Source organism: Micromonospora sp. NPDC048887 (assembly GCF_040649715.1).
GTDB lineage: Bacteria > Actinomycetota > Actinomycetes > Mycobacteriales > Micromonosporaceae > Micromonospora.
On sequence record NZ_JBEZGA010000012.1, the window covers coordinates 178,675 to 204,163 of the forward strand.

Annotated in this window: 20 protein-coding genes and 1 pseudogene; 13 read left to right on the forward strand and 8 right to left on the reverse strand. The window is 72.3% G+C overall.

What is annotated here, in order from left to right; genetic code table 11:
* The first annotated feature begins 68 nt into the window (after positions 1-68).
* Genes AB0C17_RS19965 through AB0C17_RS19980 form a run of 4 tightly spaced genes read left to right on the forward strand, consistent with a single transcriptional unit; the run spans position 69 to position 6,257 of the window.
* A complete protein-coding gene (locus tag AB0C17_RS19965; RefSeq protein WP_357479774.1) occupies positions 69-2,348 on the forward strand; it encodes a protein kinase in 2,280 nt (759 codons plus the stop codon).
* Positions 2,345-3,712, forward strand: coding sequence for a hypothetical protein (locus tag AB0C17_RS19970; RefSeq protein ID WP_357381868.1), 1,368 nt, complete (start codon positions 2,345-2,347; stop codon positions 3,710-3,712). The genes AB0C17_RS19965 and AB0C17_RS19970 overlap by 4 nt, the downstream gene beginning before the upstream one ends.
* The gene (locus AB0C17_RS19975; protein ID WP_357479777.1) at positions 3,709-5,658 is read left to right on the forward strand and encodes an AAA family ATPase; all 1,950 of its coding nucleotides are present in this window, start codon (positions 3,709-3,711) and stop codon (positions 5,656-5,658) included. Before AB0C17_RS19970 ends, AB0C17_RS19975 begins: the two co-directional genes overlap by 4 nt.
* Positions 5,658-6,257 carry an FHA domain-containing protein gene (locus AB0C17_RS19980; protein WP_357381865.1) on the forward strand — a complete coding sequence of 200 codons (600 nt, stop codon included), beginning with the start codon at positions 5,658-5,660 and terminating at the stop codon, positions 6,255-6,257. Before AB0C17_RS19975 ends, AB0C17_RS19980 begins: the two co-directional genes overlap by 1 nt.
* On the opposite strand, the gene AB0C17_RS19985 is transcribed toward AB0C17_RS19980, so the two are convergent.
* Positions 6,196-6,390, reverse strand: coding sequence for a hypothetical protein (locus tag AB0C17_RS19985; RefSeq protein ID WP_357381863.1), 195 nt, complete (start codon positions 6,388-6,390; stop codon positions 6,196-6,198). The genes AB0C17_RS19980 and AB0C17_RS19985 overlap by 62 nt on opposite strands.
* Positions 6,391-6,703: 313 nt before the next feature.
* Between AB0C17_RS19985 and AB0C17_RS19990 the strand changes: the two genes are divergently transcribed.
* From AB0C17_RS19990 to AB0C17_RS20020, 7 genes are all read left to right on the forward strand, one after another.
* Positions 6,704-7,708, forward strand: coding sequence for a hypothetical protein (locus AB0C17_RS19990; RefSeq protein ID WP_357479779.1), 1,005 nt, complete (start codon positions 6,704-6,706; stop codon positions 7,706-7,708).
* The gene (locus AB0C17_RS19995) at positions 7,705-10,566 is read left to right on the forward strand and encodes an AAA family ATPase (protein ID WP_357479782.1); all 2,862 of its coding nucleotides are present in this window, start codon (positions 7,705-7,707) and stop codon (positions 10,564-10,566) included. Before AB0C17_RS19990 ends, AB0C17_RS19995 begins: the two co-directional genes overlap by 4 nt.
* Before the next feature lie 37 nt (positions 10,567-10,603).
* Complete coding sequence (locus AB0C17_RS20000; protein ID WP_357470870.1) at positions 10,604-13,090, forward strand: caspase family protein; 2,487 nt, start codon at positions 10,604-10,606, stop codon at positions 13,088-13,090.
* Positions 13,091-13,129: 39 nt separating this feature from the next.
* Positions 13,130-13,354, forward strand: coding sequence for a hypothetical protein (locus tag AB0C17_RS20005; protein WP_357381855.1), 225 nt, complete (start codon positions 13,130-13,132; stop codon positions 13,352-13,354).
* A gap of 129 nt (positions 13,355-13,483) precedes the next feature.
* Positions 13,484-14,497 carry a hypothetical protein gene (locus AB0C17_RS20010; protein ID WP_357479785.1) on the forward strand — a complete coding sequence of 338 codons (1,014 nt, stop codon included), beginning with the start codon at positions 13,484-13,486 and terminating at the stop codon, positions 14,495-14,497.
* A gap of 27 nt (positions 14,498-14,524) precedes the next feature.
* Positions 14,525-16,927 (forward strand): CHAT domain-containing protein, encoded by a 2,403-nt coding sequence (locus AB0C17_RS20015; RefSeq protein ID WP_357479788.1) that lies wholly within the window; start codon positions 14,525-14,527, stop codon positions 16,925-16,927.
* Positions 16,928-16,949: 22 nt separating this feature from the next.
* On the forward strand, positions 16,950-19,880 hold the full coding sequence (locus AB0C17_RS20020; RefSeq protein WP_357479791.1) for a CHAT domain-containing protein: 2,931 nt from the start codon (positions 16,950-16,952) through the stop codon (positions 19,878-19,880).
* Here the strand turns inward: AB0C17_RS20020 and AB0C17_RS20025 are convergent.
* Positions 19,865-20,080 carry a hypothetical protein gene (locus AB0C17_RS20025; protein WP_357381847.1) on the reverse strand — a complete coding sequence of 72 codons (216 nt, stop codon included), beginning with the start codon at positions 20,078-20,080 and terminating at the stop codon, positions 19,865-19,867. The genes AB0C17_RS20020 and AB0C17_RS20025 overlap by 16 nt on opposite strands.
* Positions 20,077-20,487 (reverse strand): Rid family hydrolase, encoded by a 411-nt coding sequence (locus AB0C17_RS20030; RefSeq protein WP_357479794.1) that lies wholly within the window; start codon positions 20,485-20,487, stop codon positions 20,077-20,079. Before AB0C17_RS20030 ends, AB0C17_RS20025 begins: the two co-directional genes overlap by 4 nt.
* A gap of 78 nt (positions 20,488-20,565) precedes the next feature.
* On the opposite strand from AB0C17_RS20030, the gene AB0C17_RS20035 reads away from it, so the two are divergent.
* Positions 20,566-20,943 (forward strand): helix-turn-helix domain-containing protein, encoded by a 378-nt coding sequence (locus AB0C17_RS20035; protein ID WP_357381843.1) that lies wholly within the window; start codon positions 20,566-20,568, stop codon positions 20,941-20,943.
* Positions 20,944-20,984: 41 nt separating this feature from the next.
* Here AB0C17_RS20035 and AB0C17_RS20040 read toward each other — a convergent pair whose 3' ends face one another.
* The 5 genes and pseudogenes from AB0C17_RS20040 to AB0C17_RS20060 all read right to left on the reverse strand — a co-directional run bounded on the left by AB0C17_RS20040 (position 20,985) and on the right by AB0C17_RS20060 (position 24,548).
* The gene (locus AB0C17_RS20040; protein WP_357479797.1) at positions 20,985-21,623 is read right to left on the reverse strand and encodes an excalibur calcium-binding domain-containing protein; all 639 of its coding nucleotides are present in this window, start codon (positions 21,621-21,623) and stop codon (positions 20,985-20,987) included.
* 254 nt (positions 21,624-21,877) lie between these two features.
* Positions 21,878-22,621: an EcsC family protein gene (locus AB0C17_RS20045; RefSeq protein WP_357479800.1), complete on the reverse strand. Its 744-nt coding sequence runs from the start codon at positions 22,619-22,621 to the stop codon at positions 21,878-21,880.
* Between the two features lie 80 nt (positions 22,622-22,701).
* Positions 22,702-23,745 carry a P1 family peptidase gene (locus AB0C17_RS20050; protein WP_357479815.1) on the reverse strand — a complete coding sequence of 348 codons (1,044 nt, stop codon included), beginning with the start codon at positions 23,743-23,745 and terminating at the stop codon, positions 22,702-22,704.
* On the reverse strand, positions 23,742-24,083 hold the full coding sequence (locus AB0C17_RS20055; RefSeq protein ID WP_357479803.1) for a DUF1330 domain-containing protein: 342 nt from the start codon (positions 24,081-24,083) through the stop codon (positions 23,742-23,744). Before AB0C17_RS20055 ends, AB0C17_RS20050 begins: the two co-directional genes overlap by 4 nt.
* A gap of 74 nt (positions 24,084-24,157) precedes the next feature.
* A pseudogene (locus AB0C17_RS20060) lies at positions 24,158-24,548 on the reverse strand (hypothetical protein).
* Between the two features lie 204 nt (positions 24,549-24,752).
* Here AB0C17_RS20060 and AB0C17_RS20065 point away from each other — a divergent pair.
* Positions 24,753-25,489, forward strand: a 737-nt coding sequence (locus tag AB0C17_RS20065) for a non-reducing end alpha-L-arabinofuranosidase family hydrolase (RefSeq protein ID WP_357479806.1), incomplete at its 3' end; no start/stop codon positions are given.

A 25,489-nucleotide genomic window follows, 5' to 3' on the forward strand; every position in this document is an offset into this window, starting at 1 on the left:
CCTCTATGGCGGGGGTTGGTGGGTCACCAGAGTTCTGGCGGACCGGAGCGCGGAGGTGTGAGCGGCGGATGAGCCAGCCCGATCGACCGGCCGTGCTGGACGAGACCCTGCTGGACGCGGGGCGGACCAGGCTGTTCCCGCCGGCGCGGGGCGGCGACGCGTTGGACGAGACGCTGCTGGACGCCGGTCGGAGCCGACCGGACGACTGGCCCGCCGACGGGCTGCCGGTGCGGCTGGCCGCCCGTTACCAGCTGCTCCGGCGGTTGGAGCGGCCGGGACTGTTCGTCGTACGGGTCCGCGCGGACGGCACCGAGGCGGTCGTCAAGCGTCACCAGCTCGCCCGCCGGCCCGACCCGGGGCTGGTCGACTACCTCGCCGGCCGGCATGCTCGGGTGGTCCGGCACCTCGAGTTCGAGGCCGACTACAGCGTGATGGACTTCGTCCCGGGCCAGACCCTGCGGGAGCGGCAGCGGGCGGATTCCCGCGGTTTCGGGCTGGCCCAGCTCACCCCCGTGGTGCGGCAGATCGCCGCGGCACTGATGGACCTGCATGGTCACGGGTACGTGCACCGCGACGTCAAGCCGGCCAACGTCATGCTCGACGGGTCGGAGGCGACCCTCGTCGACTTCGGCATCGCCGGGCCGATCGGCGCGGCCGAGTGGACCGAGCCGATCAGCAGCTTCTATCAGCCGCCCGAGTGGAGCAACCTGGGACAGGTCGGCACGGCGACCGACTGGTGGGGCCTGGGGCTGACGATCCTCGAGCTGGCCGCCGGTGAGCACCCGTTCGAGGGACTGAGCGACGAGGACGTACGGCGCCACTTCGGGCAGACCCGGCCGATAGACGTCTCCGGTGTGCCGGACGACCGGCTGCGCGCCCTGTGCCAGGGGCTTCTGGTGACCGATCCGGCGGACCGCTGGGGCGGCACCAAGGTCGGGTTGTGGCTGGCCCGCCGCGCGCCGGCGCCGCCCCGTACCGCACCCTCGGCCGGGTCGACGCCGCACGCGGCGGAGAAGCCGTACCGGTTCCGTGGCAGCTCGTATCATCTGCGCGACGAGCTGGCGACGGCGATGACGACCGCCTGGAACCATTCCGTGCGGACGATCGTCGAGCGGGACGGCGGGCTCGACGGGTTGTCGGCCTGGCTCGGCCAGTTCGGCGACGACGACGCGGCCGAGGCCCGCCGGGTGGTGGCCGCCGTCGGAGAGGCCACGGAGTCAGGGCACCTGCGGCTGCTCCGGATCCTGCGCGCGCTCGATCCGGCCCGGCCAGCGGTCTATCGCAACCACGTCATCTCGCGCCGCGGCCTGCTCGCCATCGCCCAGCGGGCGCTGGCGAACGAGGGTGACAACGCCGAGGTGCTCAGTGACCTCTGGAACGGGCGGCTGCTGCGGGAGTTCGACACGTCGGCCCCGGAGGACGGCGAGCAGGGCGGTCAGGCCCTCACCGACCTGGACCGGGCCTGGCGCCGCGCCTATCGGGAGTGGCCCGAACTGGTGCGGCAGGTGACCGACCCGGAGGCTCAGCGGCATCTGCGGGACACCGTCACCGACCGGGAACGGATGGCGGTGTGCCTGCGCGTCGCACTGCGCCAGCCGGACGACCTGCGCGCCGTACTGGAGGAGACGCGGCGGACCGACGCGGAGCTTGCCTGGGAGGTGCCGTGGTTCACCGACCTGGCCCACGATCCCGAGACGGTCTGGGCGGCGCTGCTGTTGGCCGACCTCGCGACCGCGCGCGCCCGGACCATCGCCGACCGGGTCCAGGTTCGTGAGCTGGGCGAGGAGTCCGCGCGCGCGATAGCCGCATTCCGGGAATGGTCGCGCCGGCAGAACCGGCCGGTCGCCCTGGGCTGGGCGGTGACCGGCGTCTGCCTGATCGCCGTGGGCTGGGTCGCGGCGATCACCGGCGCCGACGCCGCCGGCCGGGCCGACGACCGGGTGATCGGCCTGGCCTGGGTGGCCGCTTCCTGCTGCCTCTCCGTCGCGCTGCTCGCCGAGAGTCTCCTCGCCGTCCAGATCGGTGGCCGGTTCCACAACCGGTACTCGATCCCTGGCGCGGGTGCGATCGTGCTGCGCCCGCTCGGCCGGTGGATGCAGCGATCGTGGGCCCCGGCGGCGCTGGCGCTGCTGGGGGCGCTGGCCGCGGTCGCTCTGGTGGCGAGCCTGTTCCCGCAGTACCTGGTGATCGCCACGACGATCGGTCACCTCGGGTGGGTGTCGCGCCGCTGGGCGGCGTGGCGCCGCCAGGTGGCGGCCGAGGAGGAGCAGATCGCCGCAGCCGAGCGACGCCGGCCGTCAGACAACGACGACGGCCCGGCCCGGGCCGCAGAAGGAGCGGATTCATGAGTGGTGGAGAGATCGCAGTGTTGCCGGTGGGCCTCATCGTCGCCCCGGTGGCGCTGGCTGCCGCCGGGGCCGGAGCGGCCGCGATGCTGGCGATCCGGGCGGCGCAGGCGGGCACCGAGGCCACCGGCCGGGCGCTGGAGCGATTCGGCGAAGAGATGGAGCGCAGGGCGGACGCGCAGGACGACGTGGAGATCCGGGCCCAACTCTGGGACCTGGCCGCGGGTTCCGTGGCCCGGACCAATGAGGACCTTCGCCTGCTGTCCGCCCGCGCCGCGAGGGCGGGCGTCCAGCTGGCCCTGCCCCGGCCGGTGGATCTGACCGGATGCCATCTGACCGGCGCGCCGAGCCTGGTGGCGCGGACTCAGGAGGCGCTGTCCGCAGCGCGGGCCGCGGTCGAGCGGGCCGAGGCGGCACGGGAGCGACAGCAGCTGTTGTCCCGGATGGCCGCCGGCGCTGCGGGAGAGCCGAGCGCCACCGAACTGCTCGCCCGCTATCAGGCGGTACTCGCCTCGCGAGGGCGGCACGAAAGCGCGGCACCGCCGGCGCCGGCGAAGGTCGACGGGAGCCGGTTGCAGGCCGACATCGACGCCATCCTGAGCCGCCTGCACACCGACGCCACGTCGGACGACCGGATCCAGGCGCTGGAGGCGGCGGCGAAGGCGGAGCGGAAGAAGCACTCCCCGATGGGGCGTACCTTCGTGGAGTCTCTCGCCCGGACCGTGGACGTGGATCTCAACCCGCGCATCGCGCGCCGTCGCGAGGCGGCGAATCTGCTGACCGCGCTGGAGCAGCCGCTCGTCGCCGAGGTGATAAACGACTTCGGTACGCCGCGGCCCCCGTGCTTCGACGCGATCGAACGGCTGCGAGCCGTGGTGCTCGGCGAGGCGGACCTCACCTCGGCCGATCGCCGGGATGCGCAGAACGCGTTGAACCGGGTGCAGGTGGAGCTGGACCGCCGGCGGCTGCTGGAGGGGGTGGCCGAGGCGTTCGGCAAGCTCGGCTACTCGGTCACCACCGGCATGCAGGTGCGGCGTCATGCCGCGCTGTTGGTGACCCGGCCGGACTGGCGGGGCGGTCACGTCGCCGACGTGTGGCTCGACGAGGCCGGCCGGGTGCACTCGCAACTGGTCCAGGTGGCCGCCGGAGCCGGCGGGGAAGCCGTCCGCTGCGCCGAGCTCAACGACGGCCTGCGGCGCGTCGGCGAGGAACTGGGCCGGCGCGGCATCGCCGCCCGGGTGCACGTGCCCGACGAGCCGGTTCGCGCCCTGGTGGACATCGATCCACGGTCGGCTGCCACGCCCGCACCGATCGAGGTGCCCGAACCCGTCCTGCGACAGATCGACCCCAACCAGGAGAATCGATGAGCACATCGTCCGAGTTCCTGCCCGGCTTCCCGTCGTTCGCCCAGGAACTGGCCGGGACCCTCGCCGTGCACTCCCAGTACGTCCTGTACGGCAACGTACGCGATCTCTATCTGGTGCCGGAGACCCGACGTCCCACCCCGGACGGTGTCCGTCCGGTTCCCCTGCTCGAAGTGCTCTGGCAGGCGTTGCGACCGTCCGGTTACCGCTGTCTGATCGTCTCCGACCAGGTCGACGGCGTCACCGTCTATCCGCCCGATGACCGGGACGCGCGCGCGGCCGCCGAGCAGATCCTCGGCCGGCGCATGATCGGGCGGAAACAGACCCTTGAGCGGTTGCGCACCTGCATGGCGCGGGTGGCCGGGGCGACCGATCCGCCGCCGATCGACGCCGACGCCATCCCCGGCGACCGGCAGCCCGAGGACACCCCGGCCGCGGATCCATCCGGCACCCGGGCCGCCCTGGTCATCGACTACGCGGCCCGGATCCCGCGCAGCCAGGCCGCGCTGGAGGGAGTCGAGCGGGACTTCTTCCTGTTCGCCCAGAAGCTGGCGGCCACCGCCGAGACCCACCTCGGCGGCCCGCCCGAGCGGCCGACCGACCTCTACAACCCGGTCATCTGGTTGTCCGAGGGCGAGCGGGACCTGCCGGCCTGGCTGACCGTCGGGATGGAACGGGTACGCACCATCGCCGTGTCCAACTGCGGCCTGGCCGACCGGATCAAGGCCGCCCGGTACTTCGCGCCGATCGTCACCGGCACCCCTCATCCGCCCGCCGCGACCGACCCGGGCGTGGTCCGGTTCGCGCAGCGCACGGACGACATGACGCTGCACTCGATGCGGGAGATCGCCCGGCTGGGCGCGGACCGGAAGATCCCGTTCGCCCGCCTCGACGAGGCGATCCAGATCTACCGGATCGGCGTGGACGAGAACCCGTGGCGGCAGGAGACCGTCCGGGAACAGATCGTCCGAGGCGAGCGGGAGATCCCGGGCCAGATCTTCGGTCAGGAGGCGGCCGTGGTGAAGGCGTTCGACATCCTCAAGCGCGCCGCGCTGGGCCTGTCCGGGGCGCAGGCGTCCAGCTCGGCGAAGCGGCCCCGCGGGGTGCTGTTCCTGGCCGGGCCGACCGGCGTCGGCAAGACCGAGCTGGCCAAGCAGTTGGCCATGATGCTGTTCGGCGACCCGGAGGCGTATCTGCGGTTCGACATGTCGGAGTTCGCGACGAGCCACTCGGCCGACCGGCTGACCGGCGCACCGCCCGGCTACATCGGGTACGAGGCGGGCGGCGAGCTGACCGGGGCGATCCGCCGCAAGCCCTTCTCGGTCGTCCTGTTCGACGAGTTCGACAAGGCGGACCGGCAGATCTTCGACAAGTTCCTGCAGATCCTGGACGACGGCCGGCTCACCGACGGACAGGGCGTCACCACGTACTTCACCGAGTGCATGCTGATCTTCACCTCCAACCTGGGCATCTTCCGGGACGATCCGCAGACCGGCGAGAAGATCCAGCTCGTCCACCCGGGGATCGCGTACGAGGAGCTGGAGCGCACCATCAAGGCGGCGATCAAGGACACCTTCACCCGCGAGCTGGGCCGTCCCGAGCTGCTCAACCGCTTCGGCGACAACATCGTGGTGTTCGACTTCATCAACGAACCGACCGCCCTCAGCATCCTGGACCGGCAGTTGAGTAACGTCCGGGACCGGCTGGCCCGGGAGCACGATGTGCAGCTCGACCTGGCCCCCGCAGCCCGGCAGCGTCTGGAGGGGTGGTGCACCGCCCCCGAGACGCTGACATACGGCGGCCGGGGAATCGGCAACGAGGTGGAGAGCAAGTTGGTCAACCCGCTCGCCCGCTACCTCTTCGACGCGGACGTGCGATCGGGCAAGGTACGAGTCGACGACATCGTCGCCACGGACGGCGTGGTGACGCTGGACGCGAGGCACGACTGATGGATACCGAGCTGCACTGTCCCCGCTGCGGGCAGAACTACCCGGCCGAGACGGGCTATTTCTGCCCGAAACATCCGGGCGAGGAGCTGGTGCCCGCGCCAGCCGCCACCGATCCGGTGCCGGCCGAGGCCGCGCCGGACACGCCCACGGGCGCAGCGCCGGCTCCGGCATGCTGGTCCTGCGGTGCCCGGGCAACGGACTTTCGCAACGACCGGTGCACGGTGTGCCACCAGTCGCTCGTCCCGCCGGCCCTGGTGATCAGCTTTCCGTCCGGCTCGGTGGTCGTACCGGCCCGGCGAAGCTCCGTCGAGCTGGGCCGGGCCGGCGAGCACGGACACGTGTTCGCCGGCTATCCCAACGTTTCCCGGCGGCACGCCACGGTGAGCGTGGACGAGGAGGGAACCGCCTGGATCACCCCGTTCCCGGAGGCGCCGAACGGCACCTTCATCAACGGTACGGAGATCCACGACCGCACCCGGGTGCGGCCCGGCGACCAGATCCGCTTCGCCACCGACCGGGAACCGCACGTGGGCCCGATCAGCGAGTCGATCCGTCAGCCGGACCGGGATCGGCAGGGTCCTCCAGCCCGGCCAGCATGAGCCGTACCCGGCGCAACCGCTCCTCGAGGTCGGCCGTCACCGCGTCGGGGGTCGCCCCGGCGCGGATGGCGGCGGAGGTGGCCTCGCGCAGCTCCGACGCGAGGTATTCGCGCAGCTCGTCCGAAGCCGTCATGGTCGCCGTCCTGTCAGCCGATCTCGGTTGCCTCTTCGTCAGGATGCACCGAACACGGCTCCATCGGGAGCCGCTTGCGGTCAGGACGGCATCACGCTTTCGGGCCAAGTCGGTGACCCTCGGGCTACGCCGTTCATCCGCCGGAACCGGCCTACCCACCCTCCCCTGTGGACCGAGCGGCTGCCCGGACCGGCTGAGCCGCGCGCCCGTCCGGCTGACCGGTGACGCAAACGGATCGTCCCGCTGTTCACGCTGCGCAGTCCTCCGGGTCAGAGTTGGTCACCTTCGTTGGTCCGACTCCTAGGAGGGTGCCGTGCTCGGATCGACCCAAACCGACGGCGTCGAGGAGGTCCGGGATCTGGCGCGTCGCGGCCTGCTGGCCACCGCGATCGCGGGTGCGACCGGGCCGCACCGGTCGCGGTTGACCGGCGCGACCTACTCGATCGCGTGGCCGGTGGTCTACCGGCGGCTCACCCGGCGGATCGAGATGCGGCGGGGCCACGTCGGCTGTGCGGCATCGGTGACCCGGCTGAGCGACGAATGCCTGGATCGCTTCGAGAACGACGTCGAGGCCGTCGTCGACGACGTCACCCGCAGGGCGAGCACGCGGATCGAGAACCTGGAGGGTTGGATAGTCGGCCGGCTGGTCCCGGCCACAGTCGACGGACATCGTCGGCGGCGCGGGGCGTACGGCGCGCTTCAGCGACCCCGGGTGCCGTCCTGGCTCGCCACCGAGTTGAACGGGGACGCCTGGCTGATCGACCTGGCCACCCAGATGCTCGTCTGGGTGGGCACACCGGTCACGGCCGGTCACGACCTGTGGCCGACCGACAGCTGGGTGGCACGGCACTGTGAGCGGCACGCCGGCGGATCGTACGGGGAGGCCGACGTACGGGCCGACATCCGGGCCGTACTGCGGGCGATGGGCCGCCGGCCGCGGTGGTTCGAGCGGTACGTGGAGACACCGCTCGGTCACAAGCAGGCCCCGGTCGCCTCGGCGGAGCAGGTCGACGACCGCACCGAGACGCCAGTCGATGCGTACACTGAGCGCGAGCGGCTCCTCACCGCCCTGGCGCACAGTGCCGTCGAGCTGATCCGGGCCCGGCTGGCCCGGGGTGAGCCGGCACGCGTGGTGGTCGCCGAGGTGCTGAACGCGGTGTTCGGCGCCGACGCCGGGGGCGGCCCGATCGGGCGGGCGTACGACGACCGGCTCGCCCTGGTGCTGCGCGACGCGGGCGAGCTGGACCGGATCGTGGCTGTGGTTCGGGAGGTGCTGCCGGCGGGCACGACGGACGACCCTGGGGGAGGTGGCAGGTGACCGAGGAGTCGCCGTTCGTCGGTCGTCCGAACGAGTTGGAACGGTTGACGCGGCGGCTGTCCGAGGTCCGCGACGGCGCTGCCCGGACGGTACTCGTCGGCGGCGGGCCGGGTCTGGGCAAGACGCGGCTGCTGAGCGAGTTCCTGCGCGGGGAGCGGCCGGCCGGCATCCACGTGCTGGCCGGGGCATGCGAGGAACACTTCGGTGATCCCATGCCGTACGGACCGCTGATCGAGGTGCTGGACAACTTCGGCCTGGAGTACGGCGAGGGCCGGGCCACCGAGCTGGGCGGCCCGGCGTACCGGAAACTGACCGCCTTCTTCGACCTCGGCAACGATTCCATGGGCGTGCCCTTGCAGGTCTTCCTCGCGGTGCGCCGGATGCTGGACCACATCGCGACGGACGCCCCGGTGGTGTTGATCCTGGAGGACCTGCACTGGGCCGATCCGTCCACGCTCGACCTGGTGCGGCACCTCGCCCAGACCCGCGCGGAGGATCGCCGGGTGCTGCTGGTCGGCACCTACCGGCCGGTGGGGCGGGCCCACCCGTTGTGGCAGCTGTTCGGTGGTGCCACCTTCCTGCGCCGCACGGACCGCTTCGAGCTGCGGCCCTTCACCCTCGACGAGATGCGCGAACTGCTCGGCGAGGTCGACCGCCGGCTGGCCGAGCGGTGTCTGCGGCTGTCGGACGGGATTCCGTTCTATGCCGAACAGCTGATGGCCACCGGCGCGCTGGCGGGCGGGGACGAGGACATCGCGTTGCCGCCCGACATCCGGTCGATGATGCTCGGCCGCCTCAGCCAGTTGACCGAGGACGCGTTCCGGGTCCTGCAGACGGCGGCCGTGGCCGGTCGCGCGATGAGCCGGCAGCTGCTGCACGCGGTCAGCGGCATGCCGGCCGAGACTCTGCGGGACGCGCTGCACGAGTGCGCCGACCACCAGATGCTCAGCGCCGGCCAGGGGGTGTACCGGTTCCAGCACGCGCTGCTGCGCGAGACGGTCCTGCAGGAGACCGCCCCCGATGTTCGCGTCGAACTGCACGTCGCGATGGCGGAGGCGCTGGCCGCCGACTCCCGGTTGTGCGTGACCGAGGGCTCGGCCGCGGCCGAGCAGGCGATCCACTGGTACCAGGCGGGAGTGTGGCCGCAGGCGCTGACGTACGCGGTCGCGGCCGGTCAGGCCGCCGCCCGCACGTTGGCGTTCCCCTCCGCCGATCTGCAGTTCGACCGGGCCCTGCGACTGTGGCATCGAGTCGAGGACGCCGAGGCGCGGGCCGGAATGCCCCGATTCCGGCTGCTCGCCGAGGCGGCCGCGGCGGCGCGCTGGTCCGGGCGGGTCGACCGGGCGATCGAGCTGGTCGAGCAGGCCATCGACGCGCCGGACCACGGCGGCGACCCGGGGCAGCTCGGCGAGCTGCACGAGCGGCGGGCCAACTACCTGGCCGAGGCGGGCAGATGGGCCGACTCCGCTGCTGCCTTCCGCGAGGCGGCGCGCCTGCTGGCCGACCGGCCGCCGTCGGCCGTGCAGGCCCGGGTGCTGGCCGGCATCGCCCTCGCCCACCTCCAGGCCGGCCGCTACGAGGAGGGCGGAAAGACCGCCGACGAAGCGCTGGGCATGGCGATCGAGGTGGGGGCGTACGCCGAGGAGGGCCGCGCGCTCAACGTCTCCGGGCTCGCCCTCGGCATGCGTGGCGATCCCGAGGGCGAGGTGCGGCTCCGCCGGTCCATCGAGATTGCCCGGTCGGTGGCGCACATCGAGGACCTGCTCCGGTCGTACGGAAATCTGGGGTTGATCCTGGAACACGCGGGGAGGCTGCGCGACTCCGCCGAGGTCACGCGGGACGGGCTGGACGAGGCACGCCGGCTCGGCCTGACCGACAGCCGGCAGAGCACCATCGTGGCCAACAACGCCAGCGCCGCGCTGGTGCTGCTGGGCGAGTGGGACGACGCCGAACGGATCATCACGGAGGCGATCCAGGATCTGCGTCCGGCGGAAAGCCTGTATCCCCGTCTCACGCTCGCCGAGATCCAGGTGCACCGTGGCGATCTCCGGCGAGCGAGCGAGCTGCTCGCCTCGATCGACGACGTGGAGCACGGCGCCGATCCGCGATTCCTCGGGCCGCTGCACGCGATCCGCGCCGAGCTGGCGATCGAGGAGGGCGATCTGACCCGCGCGGTGGCGGAGGTGGGCCGGGGGCTGGCCGCGGTGCGCAAGGGTGAGAACACCTTGGAGCTGCTGCGGTTGTGCGCGGTCGGGATGCGCTGCGCCGCCGACCAGGAGGCGGCGGACGCCGGTGACGGCCTCGCCCTGCTGGCGGGCGAGGCCGTGCGGCGCGCACCGGTGTCGGAGGAAACCGCCCAGCTGGCGCGGCTGCTGGCGGCGGAACGGCGGCGGATCCGCAGGACCGACACCGCGCGGGTCTGGGGCCAGGTGGCCGACGGATGGGCGGCGCTGGACCGGCGGTTCCCGGCCGCGTACGCCCGGTGGCGCCAGGCCGAGGCCGCGTTGCGGGCCGGCGAGCGGGCCGGGGCCCGGGAACCCGCCCGCATCGCCTACCAGACGGCGACGGAACTCGGTGCCGCACCGCTGCGCGAACGGGTGCGGACGCTGGCCCGCAGGGCCGACCTGGACCTGGGCGATCGCCCCGCGCCCGCTCGGCTTCCGTACCAGCTGACCCCCGCCGAACTGAACACTCTCCGCCTGCTCTATCAGGGCAGTGACGTGGCCCGGATCGCGAGCCAGCGGGACGTGTCCAAGCGGACTGTCGAGACCCAACTGGGCCGGGTTTACAAGAAACTCGGTGTGCACAGCGCCGTCGAGGCGATCACCCGGGCTCGGGAGGAACACTTCTTCGACTGAGCGCTCATGCCCGGCGTGCCGTCCGTCAGAGATGGGCATGACGGGTAAGGCACTTCTGATCGGTGCGGCGACCCACGGTCTGACCGGAGTCCGCAACGACGTCAAGGCGATGGCGCAGACCCTGAGGGCGCGTGGCTTCGCCGTCCAGCAGCTGGTGACGCCGCAGGCCACCCGGGCGGGAATCCTCGACGCGTACGAGAAGCTCATCGCCGACGCCACCCCGGACGAGGCGTACGTCGTCTACTACAGCGGCCACGGCGGTCGCATCCGGGGGACGGACGGACGAACCATCCAGTTCATCGTCCCGGACGACTACTCGGACTCCGACGACGACGACTTCCGGGGCATCACCGACCCGGAGCTGTCCGTGCTGCTCGCCCGGTTGACCGAACGCGCGCCAAACGTCACCGTGGTGCTCGACTGCTGTCACGCCGCCCACATGTCCCGTCAGTCCGGCCCACGGGTGCGGGCCCTGCTGCGGACGAAGCCGGGACAGTGGCAGCCGACGTACGAGCGCGTCGAGCGGCACGTCCACCGCCTCGTCGCCGGCGGCCTGGCCATCGACCGACGCCCGCTGATCGGCAACGACCTGGCGGTCCGGGTGGTCGCGTGCGCGCCGACCGAGGCGGCATTCGAGGACGCCAACCCCGACGGCGTCCAGATGGGGCTGCTCACCGACGCGCTGACCCGGGCGTTGCGGGAGACGGACGGGCTACGGGTCAACTGGTCGACCCTGATGGACGCCGTGCGTCGCCGGGTGCAGGCGATCGTCTTCACCCAACGGCCCGAGGCAGAGGGGCCGTCGAGCCGGGTGCCGTTCGAGGTGACCGAGCTGGATCCGCTGGACACGCTGCCGGTGACGGCCGACGGTCCGACCCGGATCCAGCTTCTCGGTGCGCCGCTGCTCGGGGTCGAGGTAGGCGACGAGTTCGCGATCGGTGCCGGCGACGCGGACCTCGGCACGGTCTCGGTCACCCGGCTGTTGCCCACCGCGGCGGTCGCCGAGCTGCCGCCCGAGCTCGCCGGGCAGCCCTTGCCACCGGGCGCGCGGGCACGCCGGGTCCGCGCGTCCGCGCCCGCCATGCCGGTACGCCTGCCGGCCGGCCACCCGGCGACGGCCGACCTGATCGGGGCGCTGGCCGCCCGGCCCATGCTGCGGCCGGCCGACCCGGGCGTCCGGGCGACCGTCGAGGTGGTGGCGGACGAGCAGGGCCGGCTCGTCATCCGGGACGACTACGGCCCGCTGCACGCGCCCCGACCGGCGACTCGCGCCGACATCGCCGCGATCGTCACCAACCTCCAGCGGATCGCCCAGGCCGGCGCCCTGCGGCGGTTGGCCGGCGACCCGGACCGGTCGCTCCGGCACGACGTACGTATCGAGTGGGGGCGGGTGCGCGACGGGCGGGAGGAGCCGCTCGAGCTCACCGGGAGCCTGCTGTTCGCCCAGTCCGATGAACGCGTCTGGTTCCGGGTGCGCAACGAGGGCGACCGCGCGGTGTACGTGTCGCTGATCGACATCGGCATCTCCTCCCGGATCGCCGTTCTGAACCAGTCCGACCCCGGCGGCATCAGGCTGGCGGCGGGTGCGTCCTACACGCACGGCTGGGACGGGGACCGGCGGCGGTTGACCGGCGTGCCGATGACCTGGCCGTCCAGCATCGATCCGGCGGTACCCCGGCCCGAGACGGTCCTGGTGCTGATCAGTGACGGTCCGGTGGACGTCTCCGTGCTCCAGCAGCGCGGGCTCCGCGACGGCCGGGCCCGGTCGGGGCTGGAGAACCTGCTCGCCCAGATCGCGGACGGGATGAGCCGCGAGATCGGTGACGCGCCCGCGTCCCAGGTCCGCTACGCGATTCAGCCGATCGACTTCGTCGTCAGCCCGACCCCTCCACCGATCACCGAGCGGGCGACCTTCCTCGTCGACGACCGCCCGGCCCAGCCCATCCGGCTGCTGGCGCCGCGCGGCACGACGCCGACCCGGGTGGCGGTCCGCATCGCCGAGCTGACCGTGCACCGCAACCGGGCCCTGGGCAGCGCCGACGTGCGGGTGGACGCGGTCGTGCTCACCGGCGGACCGGGCAGCCAGCCGGTCTACCGGGCGGCGACGATGCGGTTCAGCAACGTACGGGACGGCGAGCGGCTCCCGCTCGACGACGTGCTGATCTATCACGGCCCGGCGGTCGACTTCCTCGACATCGCGGTCTGGGTCTCCCGCGACACCAGCGGCAGCCTCGCCCTCAGCGCGCTGCTCGAGCAGCGGCTCACCAGCCCGGCGGTGCAGGAAGCCGGTCTCCAGGTGGCCGGGCTGGCGCTGACCGCCCCGCACGCGGCCATGGCGGTCGCCGTTGCGGGCGCCGGGGCGGTCCTGGTCAACACGGCCTACGAGCTACTCACCGGCGTGGTGGGCCCGAGCATCGGGCTCTACCGCACCTCGCTGCTCGCCCAGGAACAGTTCGGCATCGGCCGCCACGAGCGGCATCCGCAGGACTTCTCGTTCACGTTCACCGTCGACGAGGTGACCTGACCGTCCACCCGTTCACATCACCGGAAGGATCCAAACCGCATGGACAAGAAGCTCATCATCGGCCAGTCCGAGTGGTCGGTCGCGGACGAGGACGCGCAGGACGTGTCCCACGCCGTCGAGGACGCGATGGTCAACCGCACCACTGTCCAGCTTCGCCTCTACAACAAGGAGCGGCGTCCGGTCACGGTCTACCTCAACGGCGCCACCACGGCCTTCGTGGTGTTCGACCCGCACGGGGATCCCCGTCCCAGCCAGATGTCCTGAGTCTCCCGGCGGCCCGTACGTATCGTGCGGGCCGCCGTACGTAATCCCCGGTATCTCGCCGCCGGCGCCTCCCCGCGCCTCGCCCCTGCCTCGACCATCGAGGCGAAGGTCGAGGCAGGAGGGGTTGTCGTGGCAGATTCCCAGAAGCAGTCCGCCGACGCGGACCGGGTCCGCGAGCTGGCCCGGCAGGGACAGCTGGCTCAGTACTTCCGGCACGCGTCAGCCGAGGAGCGCCGGCTTCTCCGCAGCGGCGCCTTCGAGATCGCCTGGCAGCTCGTCTTCCTGCGCGTCACCCAGCCGATCGAGCGCAGGCGTCGCCACCTGTGCGCCAAGGGCCTGCCCTGGCTCGCCCCGGACTGCCTCGAACGGTTCCACCACGACGTCGAGGCGGTCCTGGACGACTTCTTCGCCCACGCCGATGTGCCGATCGAGAACCTGGAAGGCTGGCTGGTCCGGTGGATGCAGCGCGCCACCGTCGACGGCTACCGCCGGCGCCGGGGCGAGCGCGGGGCTCCGCAGCGTCCGCGTGTACCCAAGCACCTGGTCGCCGCGCTCGGCGACGATCCGTGGCTGGTGGAGCTGGCCAGACTGATCCTCGACTGGGTGGGCACCGAGGCCACCGCGGGCGGTTCACTGTGGCCGCTGACCGGCTGGGCCGAGCGGCGTGCCCAGTTCACCGGCGACCAGCACGGCGGCGAGCCGGCGGTCGCCGCCGAGGTGGAGGTCGTCCTGGCCGCGATGCGGCGCCGGCCCGGATGGTACGAGCGGACTGTGGAAGCACCGCTCGGCCGCAAGCAGGCACCGGTTTCGTTCTCAGCCGGTCACCCGGAGCCCGAGCCGCTCGTGCTGGTGGCCCGGCACGAGCGGGACGACTCGCTGCTGCAGGAGTTGGCCGCCCGTGCGATCGATCTCATCGAAGGGCGGATGACGGCCGGCGAGGACCCGCACGTCGTGGTCACGGACGTGCTGACCACGGTCTTCGGTGAGCTGACCACCGAGCACGACCTGGACCGTCCGCCGGGCGAGGACCCGGCCGACCCGGATCGGGTGGCCGCCCTCATCAGCGACCGGAAGCGGCTGGACGACATCGTCGCGACCGTCGTCGAGCTGCTCGGCCGGCGCGATCGTCCGTCAGAACCGTAGGAGGCGAACGCAGGGAGGCGGACATCGATGAGCCGGCCGGACGAGACGAACGTCGCCCGACGGATGCGCGGGATCAACCGGGTTCTGCGGCTGCTGGAGGCCGCCGCTTACCGGACCATGACCGACCCTCGCGCGGCCATCGCCGAGATCGATGCGGTGATCGCCGAGCACCGTGGTGACCCGCAGGTCGAGGCGCTGGCAGAGGTCGCCCGCAAGGGCCTGGAACTGGCCGCCGGGTACTCGATCGGTGACGGGAGCCGGCTCCGTGCCTCGGTGACGGAGCTGGGCGCGATGGTCGCGGGTCACCCGGAGGGCGACCAACTGATGGGACTGCTTCCGGGCTACCTGGACGCGTTGCAGACGCAGCAGGGCGGGGACACCTCGGCCGCCGTGGCGATGCTGGCCGACCTGGCGGACCGGACGAACGAGCTGCCGCAGGGCAATTTGCTGCGCGAGTCGATGGCCGAGGTCATGCCGATGGTGCGGGCGCTGCAGGCGGCAACCCGTGGTGAGGCGAGCGCGCTGCCGCTGCCGCGCGCCGGGTCCTCCGACGCGGAACGCGCCTTGCACCTGGCGGCTCGGGGCGGCACGGCCCTGCGGATGGGCGACGAACGGGACGAGGTCAGGATCGCCGCGGCGATCGCTGATCTGCGTGAGGCGGTGTCCCTCACCCCGGAGGACCATCCGGACCACGTCTTCCACCTGGCGTCGCTGGCGCTGGGCCTGTACCACCGCTCGACGGTCACCGGCTTGCTGTCCGACGTGAATGAGGCGGTCACCGTGCTGGAGCGGGCACGGGATCTGGCCGGTGGTCCGGGCAATCAGTACTGGTCGTACGTCACCGGCATGCTCGGTCAGTTGCGGAACCGGTTGGGCGAGGCGTCGCCCGCCCGGCTCGCCATGCTCGAAGGGCTGCGTGGCTACGCCTGGCGGGTGCTGCTGGAACCCGACCCGGCCACGGCGCGCGCCGTGGCCGGGCAGGCGGCCACCGAGGCGATCGTGACCGCCAGCCATTGCCTGGTGGAGCAGCAGCCCGAGGACGCGCTCCGGGCGCTGGACGGCGGACGCGCCCTGATGCTGTTCGCCGCGACCGAGCTGCGCGATCCGGCCACTCGGCTCACCGCCGCCGGTCACCCGGAACTGGCCGCCCGGTGGCGGGCGACCGACACCCCCGACCCCCTGCTCCGGGAGGATGTCCTGCAGGTCCTCGCACGCGACACCGGGCTGCTCGACCCGCCCGGCCTCGACGAGATCCGGGACGCCCTACGTCGGCTCGGCGTGGACGCGCTGGCCTATCTCGTACCAACCGACCCGCCGACGCCGGGCTGGGCGGTGATCGCCCCGGCCGCTGGCGAACCGTGGTTCTTGGCCCTGCCGAACCTCACCGTCGGCGAAGGTACCGATGTCGAGCGGTACCTGACGGCCGTGGCCGGTCGCTCCCCGGACCACACGACGCGCGAGGTCGGGACGGACGATCCGGCCGAGTTCGCGGACCGCGTCGACGCGCTGTGCGGCTGGGCGTGGAAGGCCGCGATGGGGCCGCTGGTCGAACCGTTCCTCAGCGCCGATCGCGTGCCACGTCTCGTGCTCATCCCGATGGGCGACCTGGCCCGGGTGCCGTGGCAGGCGGCGCGCGACCCGGGCGGCACCTACCTGGTGGAGCGGGTCGCGCTCTCCCAGGCCGCGTCCGCCCGGATGTTCTGTGACACGGCCGCGGCCGAGCCGGTCCGGTTGACCTCGGGCGGCATGGTGCTGGCCGACCCGGACACCGGCCGGCGTGCGGCCGACCTGCGGTCGGCGCGGCTCGAGGCGTACGGGATCCATCAGTCGTTCTATCCCGCGGCCACCTACGTCGGGCGGTGGCCGAACGGAAGGGTGAGCCCCTCCGGTGCGGGTACGCCCGCCGACGTACGCTCCTGGCTGCTCGCCGACGCCACCCAGGCCGGCACGATGCTCCACCTCGCCTCGCACGGGGTGATCGAGACGGCTCGTGCCTCGACGTCGTCGCGCCTGCTGCTGGCGGGTGGGGACCTCACCGCGGACGAGCTGATCACGCTGCTGGCCGATCCGGACCGGCATCCGATCGGGCTGGTCGTGCTTGCCGCCTGCCACACCGGCCGCTCGATCCACGGGTACGACGAGGCGTACAGCCTGGGCACGACGTTCCTGGCCGCGGGCGCCCGCTCGGTGCTCTCCACCCAGTGGAGCATCCCGGATCAGGACACCTCGCTACTCATGTTCATGTTCCACCATTTCCTGACGACCGAGCACCGCGCTGTCTGGGACGCACTGCGCCGGGCGCAGATCTGGATGCTCGACGGTGACCGGCAGCCGCCCCGAACCATGCCGGGCCCGTTGCGTCGCATGCTCGCGGACACCGACCCGGCGCGGGTGGTGGCGTGGGCCGGCTTCACCCACTGGGGACAGTGACCGACCGAAGGGCGGTAGCGCCATGCAGGACTCCATCGAGCGGCTCCGGGAGGAGCTGTCCCGGATCTCCGGACCGGCCCGGCTGCCGAAGCTGACCCAGCTCGGGCAGGTGCTGGCCACTGAATACTGGCGGGCCGGACCGGGCCGGCCGGCGGCACTCGGTCTCCTGTCCGCCGCGATCGAGGCGTGGGCCGAGGCCTACCGGCTGGTCGACCCCGGCGACCCGGTCCGTGGCCAGGTGGCCGTCCGGCTCGGCATGCTCCTGGCGGCCCGGCACGGTACGCACGGCAGCGGGCCGGAGGACCGGAACACCGGCATCGCCGTGCTCACCGAGGCGACCGGGTTCCCCGGCCTGGCACCGATGCAGGGAGTCGTGGCTCGCATCACGTTGGGGCAGCTGTATCTGGCCCGGGCCACGGAGGCGATGAGCCCGGCTGCCGCACGCGGCGGCTTCCTCGGCGGGGGGTCGTCGGGTGCGGCCCAGGATGCCGAGGAGGCGGCGCGACTGTTCCGGGAACTGCTCGCCGGGCCGGTCCTGAGCACCGACGTCACCAGCATCACCCGCGCCATGCTGGTCGTGGCCGAGTCGATCCACCCGCTGCTCAGCGGTAGTATCGCCGACTTCGACCTGAGCAAAATCATCGACGCCATGTCGCGCCTGCGGGACCTGCAGCGCAACGGCCTGCCGACCGACCTGTGGAACCGGGCGAACCTGACCGACCCGCTGGACTATCCGGTCACCGCCATGCGCGGCGACGGGCAGTCCGCCCCGGTGGTGCCACCGCGACGGCCCACGCCAGCGACAGCGGCGGCAACCAGCACGCAGCCGGCCTCCGCCCGCCGGGCTGCCCGGGAGCAGCTCGCGGCGCTGGCCCTCGACCGCGATCAGCCGGTCTGGGAGCAGGCTCTGGCGATGCTGCTGGCCGGTCCGGACGAGATCGAGCCCGCCGCCCTGGACGCCTTCGTCGGGGCGACGGCCAACGCGGTGGATGCGCAGGATGGTGGTGACCCGGTCGAACTGGGCCTCGACCGGCTGCTGTCGGTGGTCGGGCTGTGCCTTCGGGAGCGGCGCGACGGCAGCGGCTGGGACGACGAGGACGCCGGCGGCGACGCCCGCCGGGCCGGCGCGCGAGACCTTCTGGTGGCGACGAGGTGCGTACCACCCGGCCATCCCGCCGCGGTCGCGCTCGTGGAAGCGGCAGGTGGTCTGCTGGACGAGACGCGGCCGCTGTCGGGTGCCATCGCCGATATCGCGGACGACCTGCTGGCGTACGCGGAACGGATCGAATCCCGGCCGCCCGTGGTGAGCGCGCTTGCCGAACTGTGCCGGACGGTGTCCGCGCTGCACTCCGGCGGCCTGAGCAGTCCGGACCCGCTCGCCGCCGTGGCCGACGTGCCGGCCGGTCATCCCTGGCGGGGTCCGCTCGATACGGCCGCCGCACACGCCCGGCTCGCCGCCGCGGTGCACAACTGCTCCCCGGCCGCGGGCGGCGCGGGCAGCGGCGGCGGTCTCACAGCGGTTCTCGACGCGCTGCTTCGCCACGATCCAGCCGATCTTCGGACGGCTCTCGACGCCGCCGCGGACCGGTCGTCGCCATCGGCCCGGGCCGTTCTCGGCGCGGCTCGCCTGCGCCTGGGGGACGATCCCGACCACGCGATCACCCGGCTGGCCGGCGTCGTGCGGCTGCTCGACGAGGGCGGCCTGCGCACCCGAACCTGGTGGCGACTGGCCGAGGCGTACCGCCGGCGGGGTGCCGTCGGCGACACCGAACGGTGCCGGGACGCCGGCCGCAACGCGCTGGACGGCCCGGACGTCGACCCCGCCGACGCGACCCGCTTCGCCGGGTGGATGCTCGCGGAGGGCCGGGGGGCGGAGGCGTTCACCGCGCTGGAGATCGCCGCGGTCGCGCCGAAGCGGGCCGGGGCCGACTCGCTGACCCACGACGTGCTGGCGGTCCTCGTCGGAGTCGTGCCGGCCGAGACACCGATCGTGACGGTGCCCACTCCGGCCGAGGTCGCCGCCGCGGTCCGCGAGATCGGCGCGGCTGCCCTGCTCTATGTGCACTCGACCGACGATGCCGGGCTGACCGCCGGGGTGCTCTGCCTCGACCCGGCGACCGGTCGGCTCGACGTGCTCGCGAACCTTCCGGTCACCGATCCGCTCGTCTCGGACGATCCCGGTTGGCCGGCGATCCTCGGCCGGTGGACCGCCGGGCGCATACTGGTGGCCGCGACGCGCGGACTGAGCCGGGTGGGCCTGGGCGCGGTGTGCACCGCTGACGGCCGTCGGCTGGGCCAGCAGGTCCGCATCACCGACGTCCCGTCCGGCACGCACGTCGTCCGGTTGGCCGCGCGCTCCGTTCCGCCGCTCACGGAGGAGCCGGTGTTCGTGGTCAACCCGCGCGGCGACCGAGACGACGCGATGGCCGAGGTCATGATTCTGCGCCGGCTGTTCTACCCGCAGTCGGTCTGCCTGGGCCGCGCGCTGGAGCCGGTCGACGCGGTGGGTGGGCCGGAAGACGTATGCAAGCACCTGGCCGGAGCCTCCCTCCTGCATCTCGCGTGCGGACTGGACGGGACGGCCCTGCAACTGGCCGGCGGAGAAGTCTTCGACCTGGCGTCGGTCAGCGGTGCCCGTGGCCTGGTCGTCCTCTCCGCTCCGGCCGCGCCGGACCTCGTGCCGGCGCTGCTCGACGCCGGGTTCACCGGGTTGATCGGCTGGCGTTGGGCCGTGCCGGCGTCGTTCGCCGCGCTCGCGCTCTTCCTGGTCCATCTGGAGCTGGTCGACAATCGGCGGCCACCGGCCGAGGCGGTCGGCGTGGTGCAACGGTGGATGCTGGACCCCGATCGGATCGTGCCGCCGTATCTGCCCGGTGCCCACCTGAACACCGTCACCGCGACCGACCTGACCCGGCCGGCCCTGTGGGCGGCGCTGGCCTACAGCGGCCGCTGATCGGGGTCGACATGTCCGAGGACATACGAGATCTGTTGGTCCGGGAACTTCGGCAGGCGGTAACGGACCGGATCGCGGACGGGGCCCACCCGGACGAGATCACGGCCGGACTGGCCCTGCGGCTGCGCCGGCTCAGGCAGCTGCAGGAGGATGAGCCCAGGTCGGGGCGGACGCTGCGCGTCGAGCAGGAAGATGCTCACTGTGCGATCGCCGTCGCCTCCAGTTCCACCAGCACGTCGGGCTCGAAGAGAGACTCGACGCCGGTCAGCGACGCCGGCGGAAGCGGCTGAGGCAACCCGAGCTCCTCGGCGACCGCCTCGATCCCGGCCATGAACGGCCCGATCTTCTCGGGCGCCCACTCGGTGACGTAGAAGGTCAACCGGACGACGTCCTGGAACGACGCGTCGGCGCCGGCGAGCGCGCGGCCCGTGTTGCGCAGCACCTGCGCGACCTGCCCGGCCAGATCCCCCGGTGCGACGGGTGTGCCGTCGCCCAGCCGGGCGACCTGGCCGCTGACGTGAATGTGGCGGGATCCGGTGGCGACTGCCACGTGGTGGTACGGCGTGTTCGGCTGAAGACCGGCAGGGCTGAGACGGGTGACGGGCATCGGTGCTCCTCCACTGGGCAACTGAGGTTTACCATTGATACCTAGTTGACGGAGGACACTTCAAGGAGACCTGGTTTCATGGGCGATACCGCAGGCGCTCGCGCCGACGAGCTGCGCATCGACGCGCCGCACCGCGAGCTGCTCGACCAGGTGCTGGACAAGTGGTCGCTGAGCGTCCTGAACGAGCTGTGCGAGCGCCCGTGCCGGTTCAACGAGCTGCGCCGCGCCATCCCGGCGGTGACCCAGAAATCGCTGACGGCGACCCTGCGACGCCTCGAACGCAACGGCATCGTCGAACGCCACGTCGTGGCGACCCGCCCGGTCGCTGTCGAGTACCGGATCACCCCGCTGGGCAAGACGCTGCGCGCGCCGATCGACGCACTCCTCGAATGGGCCGACGCCCACATGGCCCGGATCGAGCGCGCCCGGCGGGCGTACGACGCCGAGCTGACGTGACCACCGGGACGGCACCGCCCGGCCCGCCCCCGCGTTGCGTGTCACTCGCAGACCGTGCCGTCGTTGTCCCGGTCGATGTACCAGTAGTACTCCGGATCCCTGCCCTGCGTGTACGGGCCGTACCCGTTGGCGTTCGCCTCCTTGCAGGTGCCGAAACGCGGATCGTTGCCGCCACCGCCGGTACTGCCGCCGCCCGTGCTGCCACCGCCGGAGTCGCCGTTGCCGCCATCCGGCTCACACGCCTCGCCGTCGAGGTCACGATCCAGCCCGGTCCGGTACCCGGGCTGGCCGCGTCGCAGCGGCGCCTTGCCCGCTGCGCGTACGGCATCGCAGTTCTTGTAGTAGACGGCGGGTGCCGTGGTCTTGCGCGGCTTCGGCTTCGACGCGGGCTTCGCGGTCGTCGGCGCGGCAGTGGTGGGCGAGGGCGACGGCTCCGGCGAGGCGGTGGCGGCCTCGGGCGTGGGCGCGGTGGTCGTGGTGGCGGGTGCCGCGACCGTCGGCACCTCCTGTGCGACGGCCTTCTCCGGCGACTTGCTCGGCTCGGTGGCGGGACCGGCGGCGATGCCGATGCCGAGCAGCCCGCCGCAGCAGGTGAGGACGGCGGCACCGCTGATGAGGAGCACCTTGATCGCCGCCGGCTGACGGCGCCACCACGACGGCCGGGACGGCGCGAACGGCATACCGGGCCGATAGGGCGGCGAGCCCTGCCCGGGCCACGGATTCTGGGGAGGGAGTTCGGTCACAGCGGGCAGTGTGGAGCGATCAGTCCGATCCGGAGTGTCACCGAACCGACAGACTGGCCGTTACCGGCGCGATAAGCGACGAGACGGCAGGTCCCAGCCGCAGGATGGGCGTCGATGCCGAAGCTGATCGGGGGCGCCCTCTCGCCGAACGGCCGACGGCGAGGGGTCCGGGAGCGGGACGCCGGGTGGGCTCAGGCGGTGAGCGGAGCGAAGAGCTTGTCGGCGGAGCGGCCGACCGCGGCGGTGAGCGTCGCGTCGATGCCGCCGCCGACGACCCCGCCGACGAGCGGTACGGCCTTCGCCAGCGTGATGAGCGCCCGCTTCGTGCCGTACTTGGCGAGCAGCATGAACCCGAGCTTCTGGTTGATCTTGCGGATCAGGTCGATGGAGACCTTCCTGATCGCCTGCTCGGTCAGCTTGACGCCGATCTGGGCGCCGAGCGTGCTGAGTGTCGACTGGATGTTCGAGCCCACCGCGACGAGCGGGATCATCGCCTGCGTGTGCGGGTCGTCGAGGTCGTAGCCTCGCAGGTAGGCGATCGCTCCCGCCAGGCGGACGTTGATGATGAGCGCTCCCGCGACGTTCGCCGGCAGCGTGATCGGCAGGGTCACGAAGCCGCCCAGTCCGGTCACGAAGCCGGCCGACCCGGCTGCCATCACCGACTCCTTGATGAGCCGGCTGATCACCTTGTCGACGTCCTCGGCGGGGGTGCCGCCGCGCTTGCCGAGCAGGGCGCTGTCGTATCTGTCGCCCTGCACGGTCCGCAGCCGGGATTCGGCCCAGGTCGCCGAGCCGGTCACCGGGCCGATGCCGTTGCGCACCACCCTGTTGACGGTGTTCACGAGCGCCAATGCGGTACGGCTCGTCTTGTCGTCGTCCTGGTTTCCGGGCGCGGTCTGCTCACTGTCGAGCCGGGATTCGGCGGTGTCGTCCATGGCGCATCACTCCAGCCGCATCGATCACCGCTGTCAACACGAATGTCGTCCGTCGGTCACGACCATCCATCTACTGTGGATCAGGTGTACGGCCGGATCGTGAGCCGACCGGCTGCCGCCAGCCGCTCGACGGCGGCCCGGTGCGGAACCGCATGGCTGGTGCGACCCCCCACGCCGGTGGTGGTGACTGCCGTGAAGAGCGAGTTGAGCAGCGCCTCCTCCACCGCGTCCAGCACCGCGGCGAACACCGGGTCGATCGCGGCGTCCGGGATCGGCGCCTGGTCCGACGTGGTGAACGCGATCGCGTAGTCGCCGCTGGTGTTGCTGAACGACGCACCGACCCGGGCCATGGCGAACACCGCACGGCGGGCGAGCCGCCGCAACTGCCGCGCGTCCAGTGGCACGTCGGTCGCCACCACGATCATGCACGAGTTGCCCGGCGGTTCGGTCCGGTCGGCGGCCGGCACCAGCTCGTCGACGGGTAGTGGCACGCCGAGCGCGGTGAGGACGCCGCCGAAGTTGGACTGGACCAGCGCGCCGACCGTCCGGGTGTGACCGGCGGTCCCGACCGTGCGGGACGAGGTGCCGATGCCCGCCTTGTAGCCCAGGGCTGTGGTGCCGGTGCCGGCACCGACGCAGCCCTCGGCGGGGAGCCCACCGGTCGCCCCGGCGACCGCGGCCAAGACGTGCGCCCCGGTGATCGGGCGGCGGCGGATGTCCGACAGGTGCCCGTCGTTCGTCTCACCGACCAGGGGGTTGAACGACAGCCCGTCCGGCCGACGCTCCATGAGATGCCCGAGCAGCGCGTCCGCCGCCCGGAACACCGACAGCGTGGCGGTCAGCACGACCGGAGATTCGAGCACGCCGAGCTCGTCCACCTGGGTCGAGCCGACGAGCTTCCCGTGGCCGTTGCCGGCGTACACCGCAGCGGGCAGCGTCCACCGGTCGGGGCCGAGCCCGCTCGGCACGATCGCGGTGACGCCGGTGTGCAGGTCGGCGCCGTCGTCGACGGTGGTGTGCCCGACCAGCACACCGGGGACGTCGGTGATCGCGTTGAGGCGTCCGGTGGGTTGCGCCCCGACGACGATCCCCAGGTCGCGGGCGCGCCGGCCGGGCCGGCTCAGGAGGCCGCCGCCCGCAGCGCCTGCACCATGCCGGTCGGGGTGTAGTCGTCGGGGACGCCCTCGACCAGGATGACGTCGCCCTCGATGTGCCGCGAGCGCAGCGGTGCGATCTCCTGGTAGGCGGGCGAGTCCCACCAGGCCCGCGCCTCGGCGTTCCCCGGGAATCCGAGCATCACGACGGCTCCGGGCCAGGTGCCCTCCTTCACCTCGTGCGGCGTGGCGTGCACGAGGAAACGGCCGCCGTAGGGGGCGAGGGTGGCCGGGAGGCGTTCGATGTACTCGGCGATGTCCGGATGCGGGGCGGCGTCCTGGAGATGGGCGATGGCGTACGCGGGCATGGGGTCCTTCCGGCCGTCGTGCTCCGAACGTCGATCTTGGCACAGCTGCCGGTATTCCTTCGCGCCGATTTCGCTCAGGGGTGGGAGGCGACGGCCGCGACGGCGGCGTGCGGGCGGTGGGCGGCGTCGTCGAGGCGCAGCAGGCGCTCGACCTCCGCGAACCCGGCTCGTCGCAGCCGCGCGGAGAGCTCGTCCACGGGCCAGCGGTACGCGGTGGCGACCTTGTGGTCGAAGGCGCCCACCTCGTCACCGACGAAGATGCCGACCACGAGCGGCCCACCCGGCACCATCGCGCGGCGGAACTCCGCCAGCACGCGGTCGAGATCCGCCGGCGGTAGGTGGATCAGCCAGGTGACGCTCGATGAGGGCGAGGTCGTCCGGATGCACCTGCGCGGTGGTGCCGAACAGGTCGATGTAGAGGCTCGCCACCGCCCCGTACGCGTGCCGTACCTGCGTGTCGTCCACCCGTCGACCATAGGAGCGAGGGGCCCGTCCATCGAATGTTACGACTTGACGAACGACGTGTTATCGCTCACAGTCGATGGACCGGGTGGCGGCGTCGATGGCTCACCGGGCGGGCGCGGACGGCTGCGGGGCGGGCCGGCTGTGGGGTAAGCGCGCCAAGACGCATTGTTAGCGCTCACAACATGTGTGACCTGAAGGAGGAACATGTTTGCTTTCGGTAGGTCCCCATCGACGATGTCGCCGCCGCGACGGCGCGGATGGTTGCCGCGAGTCGTCGCCACTGGCGCGACAGCGGTACTCGTCGGTGCCGCCGCCGTGGCGGCCGTTTCCGCGCCCGCCGCCGCCGCGAGCGTCGACACGAACGCCTGGTACGTCCTCGTGAACCGCAACAGCGGCAAGGCGCTCGACGTCTACAACCTGGCCACGAACGACGGCGCGCGGATCGTGCAGTGGTCCCGCAACAACGGCAACCAGCAGCAGTGGCAGTTCGTCGACTCCGGCGGCGGCTACTACCGGCTGAAGTCGCGGCTGTCCGGCAAGGTGCTCGACGTCTACAACTTCTCCACCGCCAACGGTGGAAACATCGTGCAGTGGTCCGATCTGAACGGGACCAACCAGCAGTTCCGGCTGGCCGACTCCGACAGCGGCTACGTCCGGCTGATCAACCGCAACAGCAACAAGGTGGTGGAGGTGCAGGGCGCCTCGACCGCCGACGGCGGGAACATCGTCCAGTACGACGACTGGAACGGCGCCAACCAGCAGTGGCAGCTCGTCCGGGTGGACGGTGGCGGCGGCAACCCCACCACGCCGCCTCCGACGACGCCGCCTCCGGGTGGCACGTGCAACCTGCCGTCGTCGTACCGGTGGTCGTCCACAGGTGCGTTGGCGCAGCCCCGGTCGGGCTGGGTGTCGCTGAAGGACTTCACAGTGGTGCCCTACAA